The sequence below is a fragment of the Kluyvera sp. genome, assembly GCF_965301105.1.
This window is the reverse complement of record NZ_CBDKZX010000031.1, coordinates 19,279-43,866: the sequence shown is the minus strand read 5'-3', so window position 1 is coordinate 43,866 and position 24,588 is coordinate 19,279. Positions and strand designations below refer to the sequence as shown.

The following is a 24,588-nucleotide window of genomic DNA, read 5'->3' as shown; positions in this document are numbered from 1 at the left end:
TCGACGATGCCGTTGGCGTACTGAATAATCGCCCCGGCGGACGGGCACGCCTTCAGGCAGCCCGGATCCTCACAGTGCATACAGCCGTCTTTACGAATCAGCCATTCCAGCTTGCCGTTCTGCTCGGTTTCGCTAAAGCGCATCACCGTCCAGGACTTGGCGCTCAGATCAGCCGGATTATCGTAAACCCCCACGCAATGACCTACCTCGTCGCGAATATCGTTCCACTCGGAGCAGGCCACCTGGCAGGCTTTGCAGCCCACACAGGAAGAGACATCAATCAGCTTGGCAACTTCTGCCTTATAATCCCGCGCACGAGGCGCAGGAGTGATCGGGTTGGTCGCAGAGCGTTTAATAATGTCTTGTGTTTCCATCGCCATTTAAACGCTCCTTACGCTTTCTCGATGTTAACCAGAAACGCCTTATACTCCGGCGTCTGCGAGTTGGAATCGCCCACGTTCGGCGTCAGGGTGTTGGCGATGTAGCCTTTACGCGCCACGCCTTCATAACCCCAGTGCAACGGGATACCAATGGTTTCCACCTGCTGGCCGTTCACGTTCAGCGTTTGCAGACGGCGAGTGACCACCGCGACGGCGCGAATAAAACCACGCTGGCTGCTGACGGTCACACGATCGCCGTTGGCAATCCCCTTGGCTTTCGCCAGCCCTTCGCTGATTTCCACAAACTGCTCCGGTTGGGCAATAGCGTTCAGGCGTGCATGCTTGGTCCAGGTATGGAAATGCTCGGTCAAACGATAGGTGGTCCCCACGAACGGGAACTTGTCCTTCTTGCCGAGACGCACGGCATCTTCTTCGTACAGACGAACCACCGGGCTTGAGATCACGTTCGGATGCAGCGGGTTGGTACCCAGCGGCGTTTCCATCGGCTCGTAGTGCTCCGGGAACGGCCCTTCTGCCAGCTTATCGAGCGCAAACAAACGGCCCAGACCTTCAGGCTGCATGATAAACGGATTGGTTTTGCTTCCCGGCGGCGCGGTATTGAAGTCCGGAATATCGTTACCGGCCCATTTCGTGCCATTCCACTGGATCAGCATGCGTTTCGGATCCCACGGTTTGCCGTTAACATCCGCCGAGGCACGGTTATACAGTACGCGACGGTTCAGCGGCCACGCCCACGCCCAGCCCAGCGTATTGCCAAGGCCTGACGGATCGGCGTTATCGCGGTTGGCCATCTGGTTGCCCTGCTCGGTCCAGCTACCGGTATAAATCCAGCAGGAGGACGACGTCGTACCGTCATCGCGCAGCAGCGCAAAGCTACTGAGCAGTTGGCCTTTTTTCGCCACCAGCGCGCCGTTGGCATCATAGAGATCCGCCAGCGCATAGCCGTTGTTCTCTTTCGCCACTTCTTCTGATTCCGGATGGTCCGGCTGTTTGTAGTGCCAGCCCATCTTCAGCAGCGGCTCAACGCCTTTACCGCCTTCGTTGCGATACATCTCGCGCAGACGATGGTAAATACCGGCCAGAATCTCGCCATCGTTACGGGCTTCACCCGGTGCTTCCTGGCCTTTCCAGTGCCACTGCAGCCAGCGGCCGGAGTTGGCGATAGAACCGTCTTCTTCAGCGAAACAGGTGGACGGCAGGCGGAACACTTCCGTCTGGATCGTCGATGGGTCAACATCGTTCGATTCACCGTGGTTCTGCCAGAAGGTGGAGGTTTCGGTCACTAACGGATCGATAACCACCATGTACTTCAGCTTGCTTAAGCTGCGCACCACTTTGTTTTTATCCGGGAATGACGCCACCGGGTTAAAGCCCTGACAGATGTAACCGGTGACCTTGCCGTTATCCATCATGTTGAAATATTTGATAACGTCGTAGGCCTGGTCCCATTTTGGCAGCCAGTCGAATCCCCAATCGTTCTCTTTTGTCGCCGCGTCGCCGTAGAAGGCTTTCATCAGGCTGACGTAGAACTTCGGATAGTTGCCCCAGTAGTTAACCTGATCCGCCAGTGTCGCTTTCGGCGTATTGGCGGACAGATAGCTTTGCAGATCGGTCTGTTTTTCCGACGGCAGCGTCAGATAGCCTGGCAGACTGGTCGACAGCAGACCCAAATCGGTTAAGCCCTGAATGTTGGAGTGACCGCGCAGCGCGTTCACGCCGCCGCCCGCCATCCCCATATTGCCAAGCAGCAGCTGGATCATCGCCATCGTGCGGATGTTCTGGGCGCCAACGGTGTGCTGAGTCCAGCCCAGCGCATACAGGAAGGTGGTGGTACGGTCTGCCGCGCTGGTCGAGGCCAGTACTTCACACACTTTCAGGAAGTCCGCTTTCGGCGTACCGCAGATATTTTCCACCACATCCGGCGTATAGCGGGAAACGTGCGCTTTCAGCAGGTTCCACACGCAGCGCGGGTCGGTCAGCGTTTCATCGCGTTTGGCGTAGCCTTTCTCATCAAACTGGTAGTTCCACGAAGATTTATCGTACTGGCGTTTTTCGGCATCGTAACCGCTGAACAGACCGTCTTCGAAGGTAAAGTCTTCCCGCACCAGCAGGCTGGCGTTGGTATAGTGCTTCACATATTCGGCGTTGATCTTGTTATTTTCGATCAGGTACAGCAGCACCCCCGACAGGAAGGTAATGTCGGTGCCGGAACGAATCGGCGCGTAGATATCGGCCACCGACGCGGTACGCGTAAAGCGCGGGTCGACGACGATAAGCGTCGCATCATTGTTGTTTTTGGCTTCCATCGCCCAGCGGAATCCCACCGGATGGGCTTCTGCGGCGTTACCGCCCATCACCACCACGACGTTAGCGTTTTTGATATCAACCCAGTGGTTGGTCATCGCACCGCGACCAAATGTTGGAGCAAGACTTGCTACCGTTGGTCCGTGTCAGACGCGCGCCTGGTTATCTACCGCCAGCATGCCGAGCGAGCGCACAAATTTTTGCGTCAGCATACCGGTTTCATTACTAGCCGCCGAAGCGCACAGCATCCCCGTGGACAGCCAGCGGTTGACCGTCACGCCCTGCTCGTTCTTCTCAATAAAGTTGGCGTCGCGGTCGGCCTTCATCAGTTTTGCGATGCGATCGAAGGCTTCATTCCACGAAATACGCTGCCATTTATCCGAGCCAGGCGCACGGTATTGCGGATAGCGCAGGCGGTTTTCACTGTGCACATAGTCCAGCAGCCCTGCGCCTTTCGGGCACAGCGCGCCACGGCTCACCGGATGATCCGGGTCACCTTCAATGTGATAAATTGATTCCCGGGTATTTTTAGCCCCATCGCCCAGGCTATACATTAAAAGCCCACAACCCACGGAGCAGTATGTGCAGGTATTACGAACTTCTTTGGCGCGCAGCAATTTGAAATTACGCGCCTGAGCCAGCGCCATTTTAGGAGCAAATCCTAATGCCGCTGCCGTCGTCCCGGCCATACCGCCCGCGCAGATTTTAAAAAACTTTCTGCGGCTGACGTCCATTGTTTTCCTCATTGTATGGATGTACTTCGCCGGAAAAACTAACAGCAATACTCTTGATTTATTTGCGTCAAATCAATGTCGAAAACCGATCCCCCCTTAATAGTCAAGGGTAACCAATTTTATTAATCCTTTAGGGTTAATCGTTATGGAAAAATATCCCAGTTAGCCGAAAAAAAATGCTATAAACGCAGACTTCGTTTGTAAAATCATCGGGTCAGAGATGGATAAAAAAAGAGCGACGCTCATCGGCCTCACCGCCATTGTATTATGGAGCACTATGGTGGGGTTAATTCGCGGCGTCAGCGAAGGGCTTGGCCCGGTGGGTGGTGCGGCGATGATCTATTCCCTTAGCGGCCTGCTACTCATTTTCACCGTCGGTTTCCCGCAGTTACGCCAGTTCCCACCGCGTTATTTGCTTGCCGGCAGCGTGCTGTTTGTCTGTTATGAAATCTGTCTGGCGCTCTCACTTGGCTACGCCGGCACGCGTCAACAAGCAATTGAAGTTGGCATGGTCAATTATCTCTGGCCAAGCCTGACGATTCTGTTTGCTATTCTGTTCAACGGTCAAAAAAGCAGCTGGTTGGTCATCCCTGGATTATTGCTCTCCCTGTTCGGCGTCACCTGGGTATTAGGCGGCGAACAAGGGCTGGATATCAATGAAATAACCCGCAACGTCATCTCAAGTCCACTCAGCTATATTCTGGCCTTCGTCGGCGCGTTTATCTGGGCAGCCTACTGCACCGTCACCGCCAAATATGCCAAAGGCAAAAATGGTATTACCCTGTTTGTTTTGCTGACGGCCTTAAGCCTGTGGGTAAAATTCTTGCTAAGCGACCAACCGCCGATGATCTTCAGCTGGCCGGTGAGCGTTAAACTTGTGATGTGCGCGCTGGCGTTAGGATTAGCCTATGCCGCGTGGAACGTAGGGATACTGCACGGTAACGTCAGCCTGCTGGCCGTCGCCTCTTACTTTACGCCAGTGCTCTCTTCAGCGCTGGCGGCGGTATTGCTTAGCGCCGCGCTCTCCTGGTCGTTCTGGCAAGGCGCTGCGATGGTCTGCGTGGGCTCACTGCTCTGCTGGCAGGCCACCCGGCGATAACCGGGCTAGTCTCCGTAGAGCTTAATACTCAGGATATTGGTAATTGAACGGCCATTCCAGTGGTACTCCAGGTGCTCTGCCTGCGTCACCTTCGTGACCAGACAGGGCCGATACAGCACGTAGCAGGTGTGCCCGATATGGCGCACCGAACAATAATGAATACCATCCCTGCCCTGCATTTTTTGGCCCTGCGCAAAGACCTTCGACTGGCTATAATCCGTCGCGTGATAAAGGGGCGATGAGATAAACGGCTCGTGGGTGATATCCGCTAAGGTCGCATTAAATTCGGTAAACAGCACCCGCATTTGTACTTTTTGCGCCGGCTCGTTGGTATAACCAAAGATACGTTCCTGATGGTAGACCGTCTCTTTAATGGCGGTGTCGAGCTGAGGCGCGCAGTAGTAGCCGCCAAAATCGCCGGTGCTAAACCGCGCGCCTTCCGGATTAATATGGGTGAAGGCCGCCATCACGTAACTGCTGCCGTTAAGCCCAACCAGCCAGTCCGCTTTCGGCACCCGCATCAGCTCACCGGCCTGCTCCAGCAAGCGTTCATTGGTAAGCGCTTCAACGGCCCACACCGCTTCAAGCTCATCGCTGCTGGCGACATCCTCGAACAAATCAATGGTGGGATAGCGGCTGGGAATGATCCGGTACGCCGCTGCCCCTGTTACATCAATGAGTGGTGGCGTTTCAGTGCTCAAGCCATGCCCCCTCGCCAGGACTGAAGCCGGGTCGCGACCTCGTAGAGATCGGCAACACGTCCACCGTTCATCACATCCATCGCTGAACGTCCCGCAAAGAAAGGATGAGAATTTGGTTTGCGCACCCAGCCATAGATGCTGTCATCAGCGGTGAACAGCAAACGCAGGCATTTATGGATATTCAGGATGTAGCTCATCCGTTCCTGAATATCCAGACTTAAACGAATGCCGCCCTTCGACTCTTTGTATTTGTTCAATGTTGAACGTGAGCTAATACCCAGAAGCCGAAGCTGTTCATCTGTGTTGCACTGCCATTTTTCCAGGATGCGGAACACAACCGGCAGTGCCTTGCTGGTATCAACGTTACCGTTTACATGGCTTTCTTGTACTGTAGCCATATGTCCTCCCATGCTTCATTTCGCGACACGCCAAAAAACTGGCCTGTACATTTAATCACAATTGTAGTCTAACTGTTCAACAATGTACATTGTCGGATAAAAAGCCACAAGGGTCTACCCGGATTAAACCGGGTCCGGAATCTTAGCCAGGCTACGCCAGATCCCGCCAGCCAGCAGCATAAGCAGTACGCCTGCGGTCGCCAGCACGATGCTATGCGAATTGATAAACGCTATTTTTGCCGCCTCCATCAGGCTTTGCGCCGGAATGGCGGGCATCGACTGCGCCAGCTTGATCGCTTCGCTGATTGAGGAAGCTGCCTGCTCCGCGGCCATACCGTCGATCCCCGCGGGCAGCACGATTGACGAGGTATAGCTGCGGGTCAGGATCAGACCAAACAGCGCAATGCCCAGCCCCGCTCCCAGCTCGTAGGCCATCGTTTCGATGGCGCCTGCCGCTGCCGCTTTCTCTTTAGGCGCCGCCGCCATAATCGCCGCACTGGAGGCGAGCAGCGCGCTGGCAACGCTAAAGCCCAGCAGGGTCATCATCCCCCATGCCAGCCACGGGTGGGCGCTGAAATCGGTCATAGACAGGCCAAGGAAGCTCAGCGCGCTTAACAGCATTCCGCCGGTCGCCACCTCACGCAGCCCAAGTTTCGACACCAGTATGCCGGCAATTGGCCCGCTAAAGCCGCTCGCCACCATCAGCGGCAGCATAAAGAGCCCGGCTTCAAATGGCGTTTTACCGTGCACAAACTGCAGCTCCTGCGCCATCAGCAGCTCAAAGCCCACCAGGGTAATCAGCGCCGTCATTGCCATCATCACCCCGCTTAAAATAACGCGATGGGTAAAGAGACGCATGTCCACCATTGGACGCGCAGCCGAGAGCTGTTTACGCACAAACCAGTACAGCATACCGGCACCGGCGATCGCCACCATCGACACCAGCCACAGCGCAAGCTGCCCTTTCAGCGCCGACTTGGCACTAAACACCAGCATCAGAATGGCGGCAATCAGCACCAGCGCCTGGAGCAGATTCAGCGGCTGTTCCCGTCGCGCGGGCTGACGCGGAACCACTCTGGCATTAATGGCAATAACCACCAGCACAATCGGCACGTTGATCAGGAATACCGAGCCCCAATAAAAGTGTTCAAGCAGCATCCCGCCCACCAGTGGGCCAAACGCCGCGCCACCAGAGCCCACGGCCGCCCACAGCCCTAGCGCCATATTACGGTGACGAGCCTGCGCAAAGGTGGTGCGGATCCCGGCAAGCGTCGCGGGGACAATCATCGCCGCGCCAATGGCCAGCAGCGCGCGGGAGGCAATCAGCGTCAGCGCGGTTGGCGAAAACGCCGCCGCCAGCGATGCCAGACCAAAGATCCCGCTACCCAGCAGCAGCAGGCGTTTAAAACCAATCTTATCGCCGAGCGCGCCCATCGGCAGCACCATCCCGGCCATGACCAGTGAATAGATATCAATGATCCATAGCAGCTCATTGCCGCTGGTACCCAGCGCGACGCTCAGCGTCGGCGCGGCCACGTGCAGCACGGTGGCATCAATCGCCACCGGGATATAGACCATCAAAATAGCCATGAGCGTTAACCATTGGCGTGACATTTTTTGTTCCTCAAATCATTATTTATTGTTGGACATGCGTCCAGGAACGAGATCCTGCCGGATTGTTGAACGCATGTCCAATTTTTTGTTATTCTGTTCGAAACCCTACGTAAACGAAGAAAAATGAATTATTTAACCCGAGAAGAACGGCGGGAAGAGATCCTCAAAACCGCCATGAAGGTCGCGCTGAGCGGCGGCTTTAGCGCCATGACCGTTCGCCATATCGCCAGCGTCGCCGGGGTCTCCAGCGGCCAGGTGCACCACCACTTCACCTCGATTGGCGAACTGAAATCCCTCGCCTTTGTCCGGCTGATTCGTGAAATGCTCGATATGCCGCTGGTGGCCGATGACGCCAGCTGGCACGATCGCCTGTTTTCGATGCTCGGCAGCGACGATGGCCGCCTTGAACCCTATGTGCGTCTGTGCCGGGAAGCGCAACTGCTGGCGGACAGCGACAGTGATATTAAAGGCGCCTACCTACTGACGATGGATATGTGGCATAAGGAAACCGTTTCACTGATTGTGCAGGGCACAGAAGCAAATGAATTCAGACCAATAGATAGTGCGGAAAATATTGCCTGGCGATTAATTGCTCTGGTGTGTGGACTGGATGGAATTTATGCGCTAGGGATGACGGAAATAAGCGACGAGATCTTTGCTCGTTATATACAGCATTATATTACACTAGAACTCCACCCCGCATAATTTACATTTAGTAACAATTAACAACGTTTTATTCACAGCGCGTTTTCTTACAACGCGCTTTTTTTATCTATTCTTCAACGATAAAGAGATAAAACGGCCAGACGATAATAATCCTCTTCCTACCTACTTCGCTGTTTTTCCTTTGTTTCTTTTTTATGACGTGTCTATCGAGGGTATTATGCCAAGCAATGAGAAAGATAATCATTACCTTTTAAAAGAATGGAAACCGGAAAATCCTGCCTTCTGGGAAAATAAAGGTAAATCAATCGCAAGGCGAAATCTGTGGATTTCCGTGGCCTGCTTATTACTCGCGTTCTGCGTCTGGATGTTATTTAGCGCAGTGGCGGTCAATCTCAATAAAGTCGGTTTTAATTTTACAACTGACCAACTCTTTTTATTAACCGCACTGCCTTCTCTCTCTGGTGCTATTTTGCGCGTGCCCTACTCCTTTATGGTACCTATATTTGGAGGGCGCTATTGGACGGTATTAAGCACGGTTATCCTTGTTATTCCGTGTATTTGGTTAGGTATCGCCATTCAGGACACCGCTACTCCGTTCTGGGTATTTGTCATCATCGCTCTGCTGTGCGGTTTTGCAGGCGCTAACTTTGCCTCGAGCATGGGTAACATCAGTTTCTTCTTCCCCAAAGCCAAACAGGGCAGCGCGCTGGGGGTCAACGGTGGCCTTGGCAACCTTGGCGTTAGCGTGATGCAGATGGTTGCCCCGGCGGTCATTTTTCTGCCCATGTTCGCGTTTATCGGCATTCACGGCGTCACGCAGGAAGACGGTTCGACGCTGGCGCTCAGCAACGCCGCGTTAATCTGGGTGCCGCTCCTCGTGATTGCCACGCTCGCCGCCTGGTTTGGTATGAACGATATTGCCAGTTCCAAAGCCTCGGTGCGCGAACAGCTGCCGGTACTCAAACGTCCACATATGTGGCTGCTGAGCCTGCTTTATCTCGCCACCTTCGGCTCGTTTATCGGTTTCTCGGCAGGGTTTGCCATGCTGGCAAAAACCCAGTTCCCCGACGTTAACATCCTCAAACTCGCCTTCTTCGGGCCGTTTATCGGCGCGCTGGCGCGTTCGTTTGGCGGGGTGATCTCCGACCGACTCGGCGGCGTCAAGGTCACGCTGGTGAACTTCATTCTGATGGCGCTGTTCTCCGGCCTGCTGTTCCTGACCTTACCGGGCAGCGGTTCCGGCAGCTTCCTTGCCTTCTACGTGGTGTTTATGGGGCTGTTCCTCACCGCCGGTCTGGGCAGCGGTTCAACTTTCCAGATGATCGCCGTCATCTTCCGTCAAATCACCATCGACAGCGTGAAAAAGCGCGGCGGCACCGACGAGCAGGCCCAGCATGAAGCGGTGACCGACACCGCCGCCGCCCTGGGGTTTATCTCCGCCATTGGCGCGATCGGCGGCTTTTTCATTCCAAAAGCGTTCGGCACCTCGCTTGCCATGACCGGTTCGCCGGTTGGCGCCATGAAAGTGTTCTTTGTCTTTTACGTCGTCTGCGTACTGGTGACCTGGTTGGTCTATGGCCGCCGCAAACCGACGTCCAAATAAACATAAAAATGTGAGCAGTGTAACCACGGGGGCGCAATCCCCCGTCAGGAGAAAATGTCATGAGCAAACTACTGGATCGCTTTCGCTACTTTAAGCAGAAAGGCGAGACCTTTGCCAATGGTCACGGACAGGTCTATGACAATAACCGTGATTGGGAGGATAGCTACCGTCAGCGCTGGCAGTTCGACAAAATCGTCCGCTCGACGCACGGTGTGAACTGTACAGGCTCATGCAGTTGGAAGATTTATGTCAAAAATGGCCTGGTGACCTGGGAAACCCAGCAAACCGACTACCCGCGAACCCGCCCCGACATGCCCAACCATGAGCCCCGTGGCTGCCCCCGCGGCGCAAGCTACTCCTGGTATCTCTACAGCGCTAACCGCCTGAAATATCCGCTGGCGCGCAAGAAGTTGATTGAACTGTGGCGCGAGGCGCTGGCGCAGCAAACCGATCCGGTGCTGGCCTGGGACAGCATCATGCAAAGCCCGGAGAAAACCCGTCGCTACAAAGAGGCGCGCGGAAAAGGCGGATTCGTCCGTTCGTCGTGGAAAGAGTTGAACCAGCTGATCGCTGCCGCTAACGTCTGGACTATCAAAAACTACGGCCCCGACCGCGTGGCGGGCTTCTCGCCCATTCCGGCGATGTCGATGGTCTCTTATGCCGCGGGGACGCGCTACCTGTCGCTGATCGGCGGAACCTGCCTGAGCTTCTACGACTGGTACTGCGACCTGCCGCCGGCCTCGCCGATGACCTGGGGCGAGCAGACCGACGTGCCGGAGTCTGCCGACTGGTACAACTCCAGCTATATCATCGCCTGGGGCTCTAACGTCCCACAAACTCGCACCCCGGACGCCCACTTCTTCACCGAAGTACGCTACAAGGGAACCAAAACCATCGCCATTACCCCCGACTTCTCGGAAGTGGCCAAACTCAGCGATCAGTGGCTGGCGCCGAAACAGGGTACCGACAGCGCGCTGGCGATGGCGATGGGGCACGTGATCCTCAAAGCATTCCACCTGGATAATCCGAGCGATTATTTTATCAACTACTGCCGTCGCTATACCGACATGCCGATGCTGGTGATGCTCGATAGCCGGGAAGATGGTTCATACGTCGCGGGCCGAATGCTGCGCGCCGCCGACCTGGTCAATGGACTTGGCGAAAGTAATAACCCGGAGTGGAAAACCGTTGCCTACAACAGCGATGGCGAACTGGTGGTACCAAACGGGTCCATCGGCTTCCGCTGGGGTGAAAAAGGGAAATGGAACCTCGAATCACAGGCATCCGGTAAAGAGACCGAGCTGACGCTTTCTCTGCTCGATAATCGCGACACGGTGGCGGGCGTGGCCTTCCCCTACTTTGGCGGCAACGAAAACCCGCACTTCCGCAGCGTGAAACAAGATCCCATTCTGGTGCGCAAACTGCCAGCAAAAGAGCTCACCCTCGCCGACGGCAGCCGTCGCCTGGTGGTCAGTATTTATGACCTGACGCTGGCCAACTACGGGCTCGATCGCGGCCTGGACGACAATCTGGCGGCCAAAAGCTTTGACGAACTGAAAGCCTATACCCCTGCCTGGGCCGAACAGATCACCGGCGTGTCGCGGCAGAATATCGAAAAAATCGCCCTCGAATTCGCCGATACGGCGCATAAAACGCATGGCCGTTCGATGATTATTCTCGGTGCCGGGGTGAACCACTGGTACCACATGGACATGAACTACCGCGGCATGATCAACATGCTGGTGTTCTGCGGCTGTATTGGCAAAAGCGGCGGCGGCTGGGCGCACTACGTCGGCCAGGAGAAACTGCGGCCGCAAACCGGCTGGCTGCCGCTGGCCTTCGCGCTGGACTGGAACCGTCCACCGCGCCAGATGAACAGCACCTCTTATTTCTACAATCACGCCAGCCAGTGGCGCTACGAGAAGCTGACCGCGAAGGAGCTGCTCTCACCGCTGGCCGACCCGACGAAATATAGCGGTCACCTGATCGACTTTAACGTGCGCGCCGAGCGCATGGGCTGGCTGCCCTCCGCCCCGCAGCTCAATCTCAATCCGCTGTCACTGAAAGCGAAAGCCGACGCGGCCGGGATGACTCCGCAGGACTATACCGTACAAGGACTGAAGTCCGGAGAGATCCGCATGGCCTGCGAGCAGCCGGACAGCGGGAAGAACCACCCGCGCAATATGTTTATCTGGCGCTCAAACCTGCTGGGCTCCTCCGGTAAAGGTCATGAATATATGCTGAAGTACCTACTGGGGGCAGATAGCGGTATTCAGAGTGAGGAATTTGGCTCCGCAGAAGACGTGAAACCGGAAGAAGTGGAATGGCAGACCGCCGCGATTGAAGGCAAGCTCGATCTGCTGGTGACCCTCGATTTCCGCATGTCCAGCACCTGTTTGTTCTCCGATATCGTCCTGCCAACCGCCACCTGGTACGAAAAAGACGATATGAACACCTCGGATATGCACCCGTTTATCCACCCGCTGTCTGCCGCCGTCGATCCGGCATGGGAATCGAAAAGCGACTGGGAAATCTACAAAGGCATCGCCAAATCGTTCTCCGAAATCTGCCAGGGACATCTGGGTACGGAAACCGACGTAGTACTGCAACCCCTACAGCACGACTCCCCCGCCGAACTGGCGCAGCCGTTCGCGATTCAGGACTGGCGCAAAGGCGAATGCGATCTCATTCCGGGTAAGACCGCGCCAAATATTATCGCCGTGGAGCGCGATTATCCGGCCACCTACGAACGCTTTACCTCGCTCGGCCCGTTGATGGACAAGCTAGGTAACGGCGGCAAAGGCATCGGCTGGAAAACGCAAACCGAGGTCGATTTCCTCGGCAAGCTCAACTACGTCAAGCAGCAGGGCCCGGCGAAAGGTCGCCCCTGTATCGAGACGGCAATTGACGCTTCAGAAGTGATCCTCGCCCTCGCCCCGGAAACCAACGGGCAGGTTGCGGTGAAGGCCTGGCAGGCGCTGAGTGAATTTACCGGCCGCGACCACACCCACCTGGCAACCAACAAAGAGGACGAAAAAATCCGCTTCCGCGATATTCAGGCGCAACCGCGCAAGATTATCTCCAGCCCCACCTGGTCTGGTCTGGAAGACGAGCACGTCTCTTACAATGCGGGCTATACCAACGTTCACGAACTGATCCCGTGGCGCACCGTCTCCGGGCGTCAGTCGCTGTATCAGGATCACCCGTGGATGCGCGACTTCGGTGAAAGTCTGGTGGCCTATCGACCGCCGATTGACACCCGCAGCGTGAGCCAGATGAACGCTATTCCGCCGAATGGGTTCCCGGAAAAAGCGCTCAACTTCCTGACGCCACACCAGAAATGGGGCATCCACTCCACCTACAGCGAAAACCTGCTGATGCTGACGCTGTCGCGCGGCGGGCCAATCGTCTGGCTGAGTGAAACCGACGCCAAAGAGCTGGGCATTGCCGATAACGACTGGATTGAGGCGTTTAACGCCAACGGCGCGCTCACCGCCCGTGCGGTGGTCAGCCAGCGCGTGCCGCCGGGCATGACCATGATGTACCACGCCCAGGAGCGCCTGATGAATATTCCTGGCTCGGAAGTGACCGGGCGGCGCGGCGGGATCCACAACTCGGTAACCCGTATTTGCCCGAAACCCACCCATATGATCGGCGGCTATGCACAACTGGCCTGGGGCTTTAACTACTACGGAACGGTCGGTTCGAACCGTGATGAGTTCATTATGATTCGCAAAATGAAAAACATTAATTGGCTGGATGATGAAGGCAATGATCAGGTACAGGAGGCGGCAAAATGAAGATTCGCTCACAGGTTGGGATGGTGTTAAACCTCGATAAATGCATTGGCTGCCACACCTGCTCAGTGACCTGTAAGAACGTCTGGAGCAGCCGCGAAGGCATGGAGTATGCGTGGTTCAACAACGTCGAAACCAAGCCTGGCATCGGTTTCCCGAAAGACTGGGAAAACCAGGAAAAATGGCAAGGCGGCTGGGTACGCGGCATCAGCGGTAAACTGACGCCGCGCATGGGCGGACGCGTCGGCGTGCTGGCAAAAATCTTCGCTAACCCGCTGATCCCGGGCATCGACGACTACTATGAGCCGTTCACCTACGATTATCAGCATCTGCATAACGCGCCGGAAGGCAAAAACCTGCCGACCGCCCGCCCACGATCGCTGATCAGCGGCCAGCGGATGAACAAGATTGAATGGGGGCCGAACTGGGAGGAACTGCTCGGCGGCGAATTCGAAAAACGCGCCCACGACCACAACTTCCAGGAAATGCAAAAGGAGATGTACGGCCAGTTCGAAAATACCTTCATGATGTACCTGCCGCGCCTGTGCGAACACTGCCTCAACCCAAGCTGTGTCGCCACCTGCCCGAGCGGCGCTATCTACAAGCGTGAAGAAGACGGCATTGTCCTGATTGATCAGGACAAGTGCCGCGGCTGGCGCATGTGCATCAGCGGTTGCCCGTACAAAAAAATCTACTTCAACTGGAAAAGTGGTAAATCAGAAAAATGCATCTTCTGCTATCCGCGTATTGAGTCCGGCCAGCCGACCGTGTGCTCTGAAACCTGCGTCGGCCGTATCCGCTACCTCGGCGTGCTGTTGTACGACGCAGACCGCATTGAAGAAGCGGCCAGCACCGAGAAAGAGACCGATCTTTACGAGCGCCAGTGCGACGTGTTCCTCGACCCGAATGACCCGGCCGTCATTGAGGAAGCCTTGAAACAGGGGATCACTCAGAACACGATTGATGCCGCCCAGCGTTCGCCGGTCTACAAAATGGCGATGGACTGGAAGCTGGCGCTGCCGCTGCATCCGGAGTATCGCACGCTGCCGATGGTCTGGTACGTCCCGCCGTTGTCACCGATTCAGTCGGTCGCCGACGCGGGCGGCCTGCCGAAAACCGATAGCATCCTGCCCGCGGTGGAAAGCCTGCGCATTCCGGTGCAGTACCTGGCGAATATGCTCAGCGCCGGCGATACCGGCCCGGTACTACGCGCCCTGAAACGTATGATGGCGATGCGCCACTATAAGCGTTCGCAGACCGTAGAAGGCGTGACCGACACCCGCGCCATTGAGGAAGTGGGCCTCAGCGTGGAACAGGTCGAAGAGATGTATCGCTACCTGGCGATCGCCAACTACGAAGATCGCTTCGTAATCCCCACCAGCCACCGTGAAATGGCGGAAGACGCCTTCCCGGAACGCAACGGCTGCGGCTTCACCTTCGGCGACGGCTGCCACGGGTCAGACACCAAGTTCAACCTGTTTAACAGCCACCGTATCGACGCCATTAACATCGGGGAGAAAGACTAATGCGGATCCTGAAAATCATCGGGCTGCTGCTGGAGTACCCCGATGAACTCAGTTGGGACAACAAGGACGAGCTTTTTGCCCTGATTGACAGCGATGCCCCGGCGCTGCGCCCGTTCCTGGAGCAGCATCTGGCGGTCTCGCTGCTCGATAAGCAGGCCGAGTGGTGTGAGATTTTTGAGCGCGGGCGTGCGACCTCGCTGCTGCTGTTCGAGCATGTTCATGCCGAATCGCGTGACCGCGGCCAGGCGATGGTTGAGCTGATGGCGCAGTATGAACAGGTGGGTCTACAGCTCAACTGCCGCGAGCTGCCTGACTATCTGCCGCTCTATCTGGAGTACCTCAGCATTCTGCCGCAGGCTCAGGCACAGGAAGGCCTGCAAAACGTGGCGCCGATTCTGGCGCTGATTGGCGGTCGGCTGAAACAGCGTCAGGCGCCGTGGTATCAGCTGTTCGATACCCTGCTGACGCTGGCCAATACCTCACTATCAAGTGACAGTGTCACAAAACAGGTGGCGGGCGAAGCGCGAGACGATACCCGCCAGGCGCTGGATGCGGTCTGGGAAGAGGAACAGGTGAAGTTTATCGAAGATAACGCCACCGCCTGCGACAGTTCTCCGCTGCAGAGCTATCAACGACGCTTTAGCCAGGACGTGGCGCCACAGTATGTGGACGTCCGTATGGGAGGCCCGAAATGATACAGTACCTTAACGTCTTTTTTTACGACATCTACCCTTATCTCTGCGGCACGGTGTTCCTGCTGGGCAGTTGGCTGCGCTACGATTATGGCCAGTACACCTGGCGCGCCTCCTCCAGCCAGATGCTCGACAAACGCGGAATGGTGATTTGGTCAAACCTGTTCCATGTCGGCATCCTCGGCATCTTCTTCGGCCACTTCTTCGGCATGCTGACCCCGCACTGGGTGTATGAATCCTGGCTGCCGCTGTCGCAAAAACAGCTGATGGCGATGATTCTCGGCGGTGCCTGTGGGGTGATGACGTTGGTCGGCGGCGCTGGCTTGCTGATTCGCCGTCTGTTTAACCCACGTATTCGCGCCACCTCGTCGACCGCGGATATTCTGATCCTCAGCATTCTGCTGATCCAGTGCTGCCTCGGCCTGACCACCATTCCGTTCTCCGCGCAGCATCCGGACGGCAGCGAAATGCTGAAACTGGTCGACTGGGCACAGGCGGTGGTCACCTTCCATGGCGGCGCCTCCGCACACCTGGACGGCGTAGCCTGGGTCTACCGCGTGCATCTGGTACTCGGCATGACCATCTTCCTGCTGTTCCCGTTCACCCGCCTGGTGCACGTCTGGAGCGCGCCGGTGGAATATCTGACCCGTCGTTATCAGGTGGTGCGTTCACGCCGATAGCCTTTTCGAACCCTGTAACCCGGCCGAGCATCGCGACGCCGGGTTTTTTATGCCACAAATAAAATATTAAACCTATTCTCAACCACTTTATCTTTCACCGCCACAATGCGTAATAACGCGCTATATTACGCTCGTTGAATTTATCGTAGTGTCTGACAGCACGCGGGAAATATAAATTCACCCAGCATCGTAATTAATAATCTTGTTATGGCGAGGCTCCTGAATAAACATAAGTTATCGCCCTGGTGGTATCGAGAGAGACCATCACAGGGAAATACAGGCATCCATCGAATCAAGGTGTTGCCAAGATAACTTCTGACGGCTCAAGGCCGTACAGATACGTTGTTCAGTGCTAAAACCGGGACGTAGGGATTTTTCTCAGCTTTTCCTGTTTTGTTCGCCCTATATAGAATTTCTATAGGGAACATTTTAATGTCTTACATTCATGCCACTGCACCGCACTACCCAACCGTCCCTGTAACGGGCGATCTTATTGCAAGCTACATGTCGAAAACGTTTATTTCGCTGCCGGAACCACTGAGCGTAAAAGAAGCGCGCGAGATGTTCCTGCGACAATTAAATGACGACCATTTCCCCTGCGCCGTATTCGTGGTTTCCGGCGACAACCTGCGCGGAATATTATCGACACGCACGCTGCTCCAGGCGTCCGATGATAATCAGCCGGTCGCGCAGTTGATGACCACCACCCTATACCACGTCGGCCCGGACGATACCCGCGACGTGGCAGCGGAACTGATCGAAAAGCACCGTCTGACCCTGCTGCCGGTGATTAAAAACGGCAAGCTTATAGGCTGTCTGAATGAAAAAGAGATCGACCAGCTGCTAGCGGATGAAATCACCGAAGACGCGCAGCTTCAGGGGGCGACGTTGCCGCTGGAAAAACCGTATCTGGAGATAAGCCCGGTTACGCTGTGGAAAAAACGCGCCGTCTGGCTGCTGCTGCTGTTTATCGCTGAGGCTTACACCAGCACCGTTATCCAACACTTTGAAGAGGCGCTGGAATCCGCCATCGCACTGGCGTTCTTTATCCCACTGCTGATTGGCACCGGAGGCAACAGCGGCACGCAGATAACGTCCACCCTGGTGCGCGCGATGGCGCTTGGCGAAGTGGGCCTTCGGGATCTGGGACGGATCCTGCGTAAAGAGATGTCGACGGCAATGCTGGTCGCCATCACCCTCGGCGCGGCAGGCTGCCTGCGGGCGTGGATAATGGGCATTGGCCCGGAAATTACCTTTATCGTCAGCCTGACGCTGGTGTGCGTCACCCTCTGGAGCGCCGTGGTTTCCTCTGTGATCCCGCTGGTCATCAAACGCGTCGGCATTGACCCGGCGGTGGTCTCCGCGCCGTTTATCGCGACGCTGATTGACGGCACCGGGCTGATTATCTACTTCAAAATCGCCCAGCACTTCTTAGGGTTAAACTAAGCGAACGCCCGGCCGAGGGATAGCCAACGCCGGGCTACAGGGCGGCGATGATTTTGTTAATGAGGATTTCCGGTGAGCCCATTGCGAAAATCTGGATATCGCCCAGCGCCATATAGTCGGGAAATCGCTGGCGGAACTTGGCCTCTTCTTTATCCCGTTCGAGCCCAAATCCGCGTTTAAGCTGACGCGTAACGATGCAGTCACACGCGACATCGACATCCTTTGACGGCATAAGCAAAATAGAACGCCCGGACTCCCGCACGCGCTGGCGGTTGCGTTGAACGATATCCGGGCGAATATCGGTTGCAAGAAAACCGGAAGACAGCGCAAAAACCACATTATGATGGCGCAGCTCAACCGATAGCGCTTCAAACAGCGCGGAGTTTTGTTCAAGATAAGCTTCATAGCCGTCAGTCTTGAGGTAATCACGAATGTTTGCCAGACGTTCGCAAAATTGCGTATCAAGATCGACAAACGCGTAGCCAAGCCGTTCGGCCAGTCTTTCCCCGACGGTGCTTTTCCCCACCCCGCCAGGGCCAATCATATAAAGATGCACGCTCCCCCCATCACTCGACCAGAACAATGTCGCGAACATAGCTATTCAAACACAAACGTATCTCCGGTCGCCGGGGAGATAACCTCCGGTAACCACAGTTTTCCCCACGCGCCAGTGCAGTGGCAACCCATGATTTTATCGGGCTTTAACTGCTGGAGAAACTGCCTGCTCTGCCAAAGCGTACGCGGAGAGGCGCAGCGCAAATGAAAGCCGCCAATCAGCGCATGAACGCGGTTTATCCCGGTAATTTTCTGACAGTGCTGGACAATGTTAATGATTCCACGATGTCCGCAGCCGGTAATAATCACCAGCCCGCGTTCCGACAAGTAGATCAGTACCCCTTCATCAATCACATAATCCGTTTTACCCGCGGCCACGCCATAGGCTCGGGGATGATCGACGCCGATCTCACCGGACCAGATAAAACGTTCGCTAATCGGCAACGGTGTGCGGGTGTACTCCATGTGATGACGGGTGTAATCAATATCCAGCGAGAGTTTTTTGATTTTATGGCTGCGCCCCGCAACGTTCACCGCGGCAAAGCGCTCCTGCCCAATTGTCGGGTGGCAGATGATGCGACTATTGTCCGGCAGCCAGGGAACGCCGCCGCAATGATCGTAATGACCGTGCGAAAGCACCGTCGCCGTGAGGTTATCAAGAGAAACGCCCATCAAAGCAGCATTGTGAAGGAAACTGTCATCCGGGCCAGTGTCGAACAAAACAGAGGTGGTTTCATCCTGCAGCAACAGGCTTAATCCGGCTCGGTTCCGTAACCGACTGTCGGCATCGCTGGCGAGATGATTTTCCAGTAAAACACGAAGCGTTAATGCCATGATCATTCATCCCTGAGGGTTTACCCCGGCGTCGGCTATCCCTCGGCCGGGCTACCTGTTATTTACCGGCTTCCGGATGGGTGTCGAATGCCGCCATTACCGCCGCCAGTTCGCTGACGCTAAAACCATATTTCGGATCGGTGACGCCAAGTCCAAAGCGGGTTTGTAGCGCTTCATACAGCGCGGGCACGTCCGGAAAATCCACCTTCTCGACCACGTGGTTTTTATCCCAATGGGTAAAGTGAAAGTTAGTCAACGTCATCTTGCCGCCGTCCGGTAGATGGCGGCACATCAGCAGGTGATGACGGAAATGCGACTGCGGCCAGTGCGCCGACCAGAAGTTGCCCATCACATAGTCAGAAGCGTACTGACGACCCAAATCAAAATGATACATCGACTGCCAGTGATCGTGATGGCTGTATTGCAGGATCCACTCCTGATTTTCATACAGCAAACGGTAATCACCGTGCGGGGTCGATTGCACAATATCCGCCAGCAGCTTGATCGGCGCGGTCAGCGTCTGGCCGCCAAAACCAACGTCGGCAATCCAGCGCTCTCCGTCGACCTCGACCAGCAGCAGGCGATGGGTACGCGGCGGCATCTGCGGCGGATGCGCCAGCACAACCCGCCCCAGCAGGCTACGCACGTGAAAGCCAATCTCCCGCAGCACGCGTTCAAACAGGCCATTCTGTTCAAAACAGTAGCCGCCACGATGGGCGTTAACCAGCTTGTCTTCCAGCGCCTGGTCGTCAAGATGCATCTCGCGTGGCAGGAGTACGTCGAGATTCTCAAAGGGAATTGCGCTGTTGTGATGGATATGCAAACTACGCAGCGTTTCCACCGAGACGTCGGGAGTGCCCGTCCAACCCAGACGAGCAAAATAGGCGTTTAAAAAAGGGGTCATCAATGGCTCCAGCATGAGGTTTCCGTCTTTTATAGCTTATTTTGCGCTTAAGAATGATTGTTTTGTGCGATCGGTTGAGGCGGCGTGTACAACGTCAAGCGCCCCACTTTATTCTGTATATTGCTTACGATTTTCACACCAATTAGTGTGAAAGCTGCATACCTTCATTCTCAGAGGAACCTCTATGAGCCGTTTTCGCCCCGTCGAACTTCACCACGCCAGCCGTTTACTTAACCATGGCCCAACCATTCTGATAACCAGCTATGACGATGAAACGAAGCGCCGCAACGTGATGGCCGCGGCCTGGTCTATGCCGGTTGAATTCGAACCGCCGCGTATCGCCATTGTGGTGGATAAAAATGCCTGGTCACGGGAAATTATTGAACGTAATGGCACCTTTGGCATTGTGGTGCCGGGCGTTGCCGCCGCCAACTGGACCTATGCGGTTGGCAGCATCAGCGGGCGCGAAGAGGATAAATTCAATGCCTACGGTATTCCGACAATCAACGGACCGGTGCTTGGATTGCCGGTGATAGAAGAAAAATGCCTGGCATGGATGGAGTGCCGACTCCTGCCCGCCACCGCAGCGGCATCACACTTTGACACCCTGTTTGGCGAGGTGGTGTCCGCTGCTGCTGATGAGCGGGCGTTCGTCGCCGGACGTTGGCAGTTCGACGATGATAAGCGCAATACGCTACATCATCTTGGCGCAGGCACCTTTGTCGCCAGCGGTAAACAGATCCGCGTGCCGCTCATTGACGCGCAATAAGGCCTTTTTTGAAGACTGCGCAAAAAATTTGTGCAGTCTCCTTAGCAGGAATGAAACACTGTTCCAACAACTCTTTGTTTTATCAACAATTCCCTCCCCTATTTCGCGCAAAAAAACCTCTGCGTAGACCAATAAAATATCGGCAATGCTCACAGAATATGAACGCAAAATTTTTTCGTATTGCGCATATGAAATGCGTAGTGATTTAATCCTTATTGCCAAATCTTCTTTACACGTAGACTGAGAATAAAAATGGAAAAGCGTTCACTGAATAAAAATATTGATTTACTCCTGCGCGGCTTTACTGAATTAAAAGATAATGGGCGTTTTAATGAACCCAATCTTGACGGGAGCGCCGGAGATTATATTTCATTCTCCAGTTGGGAATGGCCGCAGGGCGTTGGGCTATTTGGACTGGTACGTTTATGGGAAAACACAAAGTCTGATGATCTATATCAAATTATCGACCAGTGGTTTCAGGGAAATATCGAAAAAGGTCTGCCGAGCCTCAACGTAAATACCACCGCGCCGATGCTGCCCCTCTCGCTGTTCTGGTCCCATCACCGTCAGCCGCACTACCAGCAGGTGCTGGATAACTGGGCAAACCGCGTGATGACTGAGCTTCCGCGCACCCCGGAGCAAGGCTTCCAGCATGTGGTTTCCGACGGTATTAACGAAATGGAGATCTGGGACGACACGCTGTTTATGGTGGTGCTATTCCTCGCGCACTACGGTACGGTTTCCGGGCGTCAGGAGTTGGTTGATGAGGCGGTGCGTCAGTTCCTGCTGCATGCGCGCTATCTTAACGATCCGCAAACCGGTTTGTGGTACCACGGCTGGAGCTTTGTTGAGAACAGCAACTTTGCCAAAGCCCGCTGGGCGCGCGGTAACGCGTGGATTACCGTTGGTATCCTTGAGCTGCTGGAACTGGCAGACGTGGGCGCAGGCGTGCGCGAATACCTGATCGAGTGCCTGAAAAAACAGGTGAATACGTTGATTGACCTGCAGGCGGATAACGGCGCCTGGCATACCCTGCTGGATCATCCCGATTCTTACATCGAAATTTCCGCAACCGCCGGTTTTGGCTACGGCTTATTAAAAGGCGCACGCCTGGGAATTGGCGACGAACGCTGGTTAGAGGCAGGAATGAAAGCGCTGGCGATTGTTCAGGATAATATTGATGCTGAAGGAACTGTTCATAATGTTTCTTATGGCACGCGAATGGGGCGAACCCTGCAATTTTATAAAGACATTCCATTACAACCAACCGGCTATGGGCAAGCGTTGGCAATATTATGCCTGAGTGAAGGTTTGCGCCTGGCGGATAACAAATAAAATACGACTCTTCTCTTTGGGAGAAAAAAATGGCTATTGAATATAGTAATTTTAATTTAACGGCGGGAAACGCCGTGCGCTACTGGCAGCTATCTGATATTACAAGTTTGCGCTATGACACGGTGGATTCACCGATGGCAGGCGAAATGGATCCGTTTTTCTTTTTAAGCAAACATAAAAACTTTATTCCTCACACCTATCCGTGCCGCGATGATTTTCGCCAGCACTTTGCCGAGAAAAAGCCTCAGCCGTTCGCCAGTGCAAGCTACACGCGTTGGTGGTTCCCGTTTGCCTCTGACAGAGTCGATCTCTCAGGCTTTTGGTTCCGGCCAACCCGCGTTGGCGCCTGGGCCAGAACGCAGCTCGACTGCCCACAGGCGGGTGAGTATCGTTTCCGTCTGGCGACCTGCGGCGGCGCATTGCTCAAGCTGAATGGCGAAGAAGTGCTCTGGATGGCGGATTATCAGCGCAACCTGGAAAACCAGCGCGAATTCACCCTTTCGCTGAAAGCGGGGAAAAATGAGCTGGAGCTGTGGTTTGATGACTTAGCCGAACGCGATATTCGCTTCTTTTTCCAGCTCAACTACCTTGCCGGCGAACCGCTGCAGATCGCACTGGAAACCCCGCTGGTCGACGCGCAGGTCAAGGAGATGGAGCAGCTGCTTGACGGCGCATCCTTTGAGCATCCGGTGTATAACCGCGGCACTATTCGTCTGGTATTTCCTCAGCCGGCATCGACGGACTATGACCTGCACGTCAATGTGCTGGGCGATTTTATCTCTCTCGATGAACCGGTCGCGCTGGACAGCCGTCTGCCTGCCGGCGAGTCGCTGGTCGCCATTGCGGAAAGTGAAGACATCCCGGCTGACTTCCGTAATTTCCACATTACGCTGCAACGCGAAGGTTTCAGGATAAGCCGCACCCTCGGCGTCGAAATCTGCCACGCCGACCGACAGACGGCGATCCCGCAAACCCAGGAAGCGCGCATTGCGGAGGCGTTGAACGTCGTCGCTCAGGAAGGCGAATACAGCAGCGTTAAAGCGCTGGCGCGCCTGGCCTGCGGTCTCAACGATGAGCAAACTCAGCAGATGCTGGATGGCGTTCTGCCGTCGGTACTCGACTGCCATGATTGCGCTGACTTTACGCTGGTGCCGTTGCTGTGGTGTCGCACCGTGTGGGGCGACAAGATCGATCCCGCGGTTCGCGGGCGCATCGATGATGCCATTCTGCGCTTCCGTTACTGGATGGATGAACCGGGCAATGATGTTCAGTGGTACTTCTCTGAGAACCACGCGCTGCTGTTCCACACCGCCGCGCTGCTGGCAGGCAACCTCTTCCCGGATGCCATTTTCACCCGCTCCGGGCGCAGCGGCCGCGAACAGGCGGCGGCAGGTAAGGCTCGCGTCATCAGCTGGCTGGATCATTTCGAGCAGTGTGAAATGGCCGAATGGAACTCGGTGCCTTATTTCCCTATCGACCTGAAAGGGCTCACCGCGCTGGCAGCCCTGTCTGGCGACGAGCAAATCAGCCAACGCGCCATTGCGGCGATCACGCGTTTGCTGGCACAGATTGCCCGTTCCGCTCACCAGGGATTCCTGACCGCGTCGCAGGGGCGTTCTTACGAACATACCCTTCGCGCCGGGCGCTCTCTGGAGCTGGCGGCGATATCGCGTCTGCTCTGGGGTAAAGGCAACTACGGCTGCCGTTTCCATGCCCTGCCGCAACTCGCCCTGCTGCTGCGCGATGGCCTGCTCACCCTGCCGGCAGAACTGGCGGAGGTGGCTGCATGGCAAAAAGAGAGCGCCATTGAGTGGTGCTTTGCTCAGGGGGCCAACCGGATTGCCAAACTCTATCACTACAAAAACCGCCACGCGGCGATGGGCTCAATTGCCGGCTACCGCTGGGGAGAATGGGGTTATCAGGAGACGCCTTTCCATTTGCGTCTTGGCAACCAACCCGAAGCGCAGATCTGGATTAACCACCCCGGTGAAACCCTCCACGGCGGTTTCGGTCGCCCTTCTTACTGGGGTGGCTGCGGCACGCTGCCTCGCGTTCAGCAATATCGCGGGCTGGCCGTACTGACGTTCAATCTGCATGCCGATCAACCGCCGTTTACGCACGCATGGCTGCCGCAAAGCCAGTTCGATGAAGTCGCTATCAGCGGCCAGCGCGCTGCCGTACGTAGCGGCGACGGCATGGCGCTGCTGGTGGGCAATCAGGCGTTCGAAACGGTGAATACGGGCCCAACCCGCGGCTGTGAAATTCGCCTTAACGGGCAACAAACCTGCTGGCTGGTTCGCATCAACGATCGGGTCGACAGCGACATGGAGACTTTCAGCGCGCGCTTTAACGATCTGACCATGACGCAACATGACGACGGCAGTATCGAAGTCAACGATCCGCTGTACGGCACGGTGCGTTTCCTGGCCGATGGACGAGTGAGCGCCGAAAACCGCACGCTTGACCCACAGCAGTGGACCGTTGCAGGCAGTAGCAGTGAACTTCCTCTGTAACCAACGCCCGGCAGAGA

Annotated in this window: 19 protein-coding genes and 1 riboswitch; of the genes, 11 read left to right on the top strand and 8 right to left on the bottom strand. The window is 55.7% G+C overall.

Annotated features, from left to right (window positions below; translation table 11 throughout):
• Positions 1–380, bottom strand: a 380-nt coding sequence (locus ACW14G_RS12595; protein ID WP_455648610.1) for a 4Fe-4S dicluster domain-containing protein, incomplete at its 3' end; no start/stop codon positions are given.
• Positions 381–391: 11 nt separating this feature from the next.
• On the bottom strand, positions 392–3,439 hold the full coding sequence (gene fdnG / locus ACW14G_RS12590; protein ID WP_455648609.1) for a formate dehydrogenase-N subunit alpha: 3,048 nt from the start codon (positions 3,437–3,439) through the stop codon (positions 392–394).
• Positions 3,440–3,659: 220 nt separating this feature from the next.
• Between fdnG and yddG the strand changes: the two genes are divergently transcribed.
• Positions 3,660–4,538, top strand: coding sequence for an aromatic amino acid DMT transporter YddG (gene yddG, locus ACW14G_RS12585; RefSeq protein ID WP_249021815.1), 879 nt, complete (start codon positions 3,660–3,662; stop codon positions 4,536–4,538).
• A 5-nt stretch (positions 4,539–4,543) separates the two neighbouring features.
• On the opposite strand, the gene ACW14G_RS12580 is transcribed toward yddG, so the two are convergent.
• The 3 genes from ACW14G_RS12580 to ACW14G_RS12570 form a co-directional block, all read right to left on the bottom strand.
• A complete protein-coding gene (locus tag ACW14G_RS12580; protein WP_223802611.1) occupies positions 4,544–5,239 on the bottom strand; it encodes an RES family NAD+ phosphorylase in 696 nt (231 codons plus the stop codon).
• Positions 5,236–5,637, bottom strand: a complete 402-nt coding sequence (locus ACW14G_RS12575; RefSeq protein ID WP_064545512.1) for an antitoxin Xre-like helix-turn-helix domain-containing protein — start codon at positions 5,635–5,637, stop codon at positions 5,236–5,238. The genes ACW14G_RS12580 and ACW14G_RS12575 overlap by 4 nt, the downstream gene beginning before the upstream one ends.
• 123 nt (positions 5,638–5,760) lie before the next feature.
• Complete coding sequence (locus ACW14G_RS12570) at positions 5,761–7,251, bottom strand: MFS transporter (protein WP_249021816.1); 1,491 nt, start codon at positions 7,249–7,251, stop codon at positions 5,761–5,763.
• Between the two features lie 123 nt (positions 7,252–7,374).
• Here ACW14G_RS12570 and ACW14G_RS12565 point away from each other — a divergent pair, with 123 nt between their 5' ends.
• The 7 genes from ACW14G_RS12565 to ACW14G_RS12535 all read left to right on the top strand — a co-directional run bounded on the left by ACW14G_RS12565 (position 7,375) and on the right by ACW14G_RS12535 (position 17,661).
• Complete coding sequence (locus ACW14G_RS12565; protein ID WP_163445568.1) at positions 7,375–7,956, top strand: TetR family transcriptional regulator; 582 nt, start codon at positions 7,375–7,377, stop codon at positions 7,954–7,956.
• Positions 7,957–8,134: 178 nt separating this feature from the next.
• The gene (locus ACW14G_RS12560) at positions 8,135–9,520 is read left to right on the top strand and encodes a NarK family nitrate/nitrite MFS transporter (RefSeq protein ID WP_419058711.1); all 1,386 of its coding nucleotides are present in this window, start codon (positions 8,135–8,137) and stop codon (positions 9,518–9,520) included.
• 59 nt (positions 9,521–9,579) lie between these two features.
• Positions 9,580–13,320, top strand: a complete 3,741-nt coding sequence (locus tag ACW14G_RS12555) for a nitrate reductase subunit alpha (RefSeq protein ID WP_419058709.1) — start codon at positions 9,580–9,582, stop codon at positions 13,318–13,320.
• On the top strand, positions 13,317–14,843 hold the full coding sequence (narH, locus tag ACW14G_RS12550) for a nitrate reductase subunit beta (RefSeq protein WP_065357006.1): 1,527 nt from the start codon (positions 13,317–13,319) through the stop codon (positions 14,841–14,843). The genes ACW14G_RS12555 and narH overlap by 4 nt, the downstream gene beginning before the upstream one ends.
• Entirely contained in the window at positions 14,843–15,538 is a 696-nt protein-coding gene (gene narW / locus ACW14G_RS12545; protein ID WP_065357005.1) for a nitrate reductase molybdenum cofactor assembly chaperone, read from the top strand. Before narH ends, narW begins: the two co-directional genes overlap by 1 nt.
• Complete coding sequence (narI, locus tag ACW14G_RS12540) at positions 15,535–16,215, top strand: respiratory nitrate reductase subunit gamma (RefSeq protein WP_064545526.1); 681 nt, start codon at positions 15,535–15,537, stop codon at positions 16,213–16,215. The genes narW and narI overlap by 4 nt, the downstream gene beginning before the upstream one ends.
• Positions 16,216–16,409: 194 nt before the next feature.
• Positions 16,410–16,593, top strand: a riboswitch (M-box (ykoK) riboswitch).
• A 54-nt stretch (positions 16,594–16,647) separates the two neighbouring features.
• Positions 16,648–17,661 carry a magnesium transporter gene (locus ACW14G_RS12535; RefSeq protein WP_249021818.1) on the top strand — a complete coding sequence of 338 codons (1,014 nt, stop codon included), beginning with the start codon at positions 16,648–16,650 and terminating at the stop codon, positions 17,659–17,661.
• A 34-nt stretch (positions 17,662–17,695) separates the two neighbouring features.
• Here the strand turns inward: ACW14G_RS12535 and ACW14G_RS12530 are convergent, their stop codons facing one another.
• The 3 genes from ACW14G_RS12530 to nhoA are packed head-to-tail and all read right to left on the bottom strand — an operon-like array spanning position 17,696 to position 19,954.
• Entirely contained in the window at positions 17,696–18,217 is a 522-nt protein-coding gene (locus ACW14G_RS12530) for a shikimate kinase (protein ID WP_249021819.1), read from the bottom strand.
• A gap of 41 nt (positions 18,218–18,258) precedes the next feature.
• Positions 18,259–19,050 (bottom strand): MBL fold metallo-hydrolase, encoded by a 792-nt coding sequence (locus ACW14G_RS12525; protein WP_249021820.1) that lies wholly within the window; start codon positions 19,048–19,050, stop codon positions 18,259–18,261.
• 58 nt (positions 19,051–19,108) lie between these two features.
• Entirely contained in the window at positions 19,109–19,954 is an 846-nt protein-coding gene (nhoA, locus tag ACW14G_RS12520) for an N-hydroxyarylamine O-acetyltransferase (protein ID WP_167575855.1), read from the bottom strand.
• A 184-nt stretch (positions 19,955–20,138) separates the two neighbouring features.
• Between nhoA and ACW14G_RS12515 the strand changes: the two genes are divergently transcribed.
• The 3 genes from ACW14G_RS12515 (at position 20,139) to ACW14G_RS12505 (ending at position 24,571) form a co-directional block, all read left to right on the top strand.
• A complete protein-coding gene (locus tag ACW14G_RS12515) occupies positions 20,139–20,723 on the top strand; it encodes a flavin reductase family protein (protein WP_249021821.1) in 585 nt (194 codons plus the stop codon).
• A 252-nt stretch (positions 20,724–20,975) separates the two neighbouring features.
• Complete coding sequence (bglB, locus tag ACW14G_RS12510; protein WP_223802603.1) at positions 20,976–22,058, top strand: beta-galactosidase BglB; 1,083 nt, start codon at positions 20,976–20,978, stop codon at positions 22,056–22,058.
• A 29-nt stretch (positions 22,059–22,087) separates the two neighbouring features.
• Positions 22,088–24,571 carry a PA14 domain-containing protein gene (locus ACW14G_RS12505; protein ID WP_419058705.1) on the top strand — a complete coding sequence of 828 codons (2,484 nt, stop codon included), beginning with the start codon at positions 22,088–22,090 and terminating at the stop codon, positions 24,569–24,571.
• Positions 24,572–24,588: the final 17 nt, after the last annotated feature.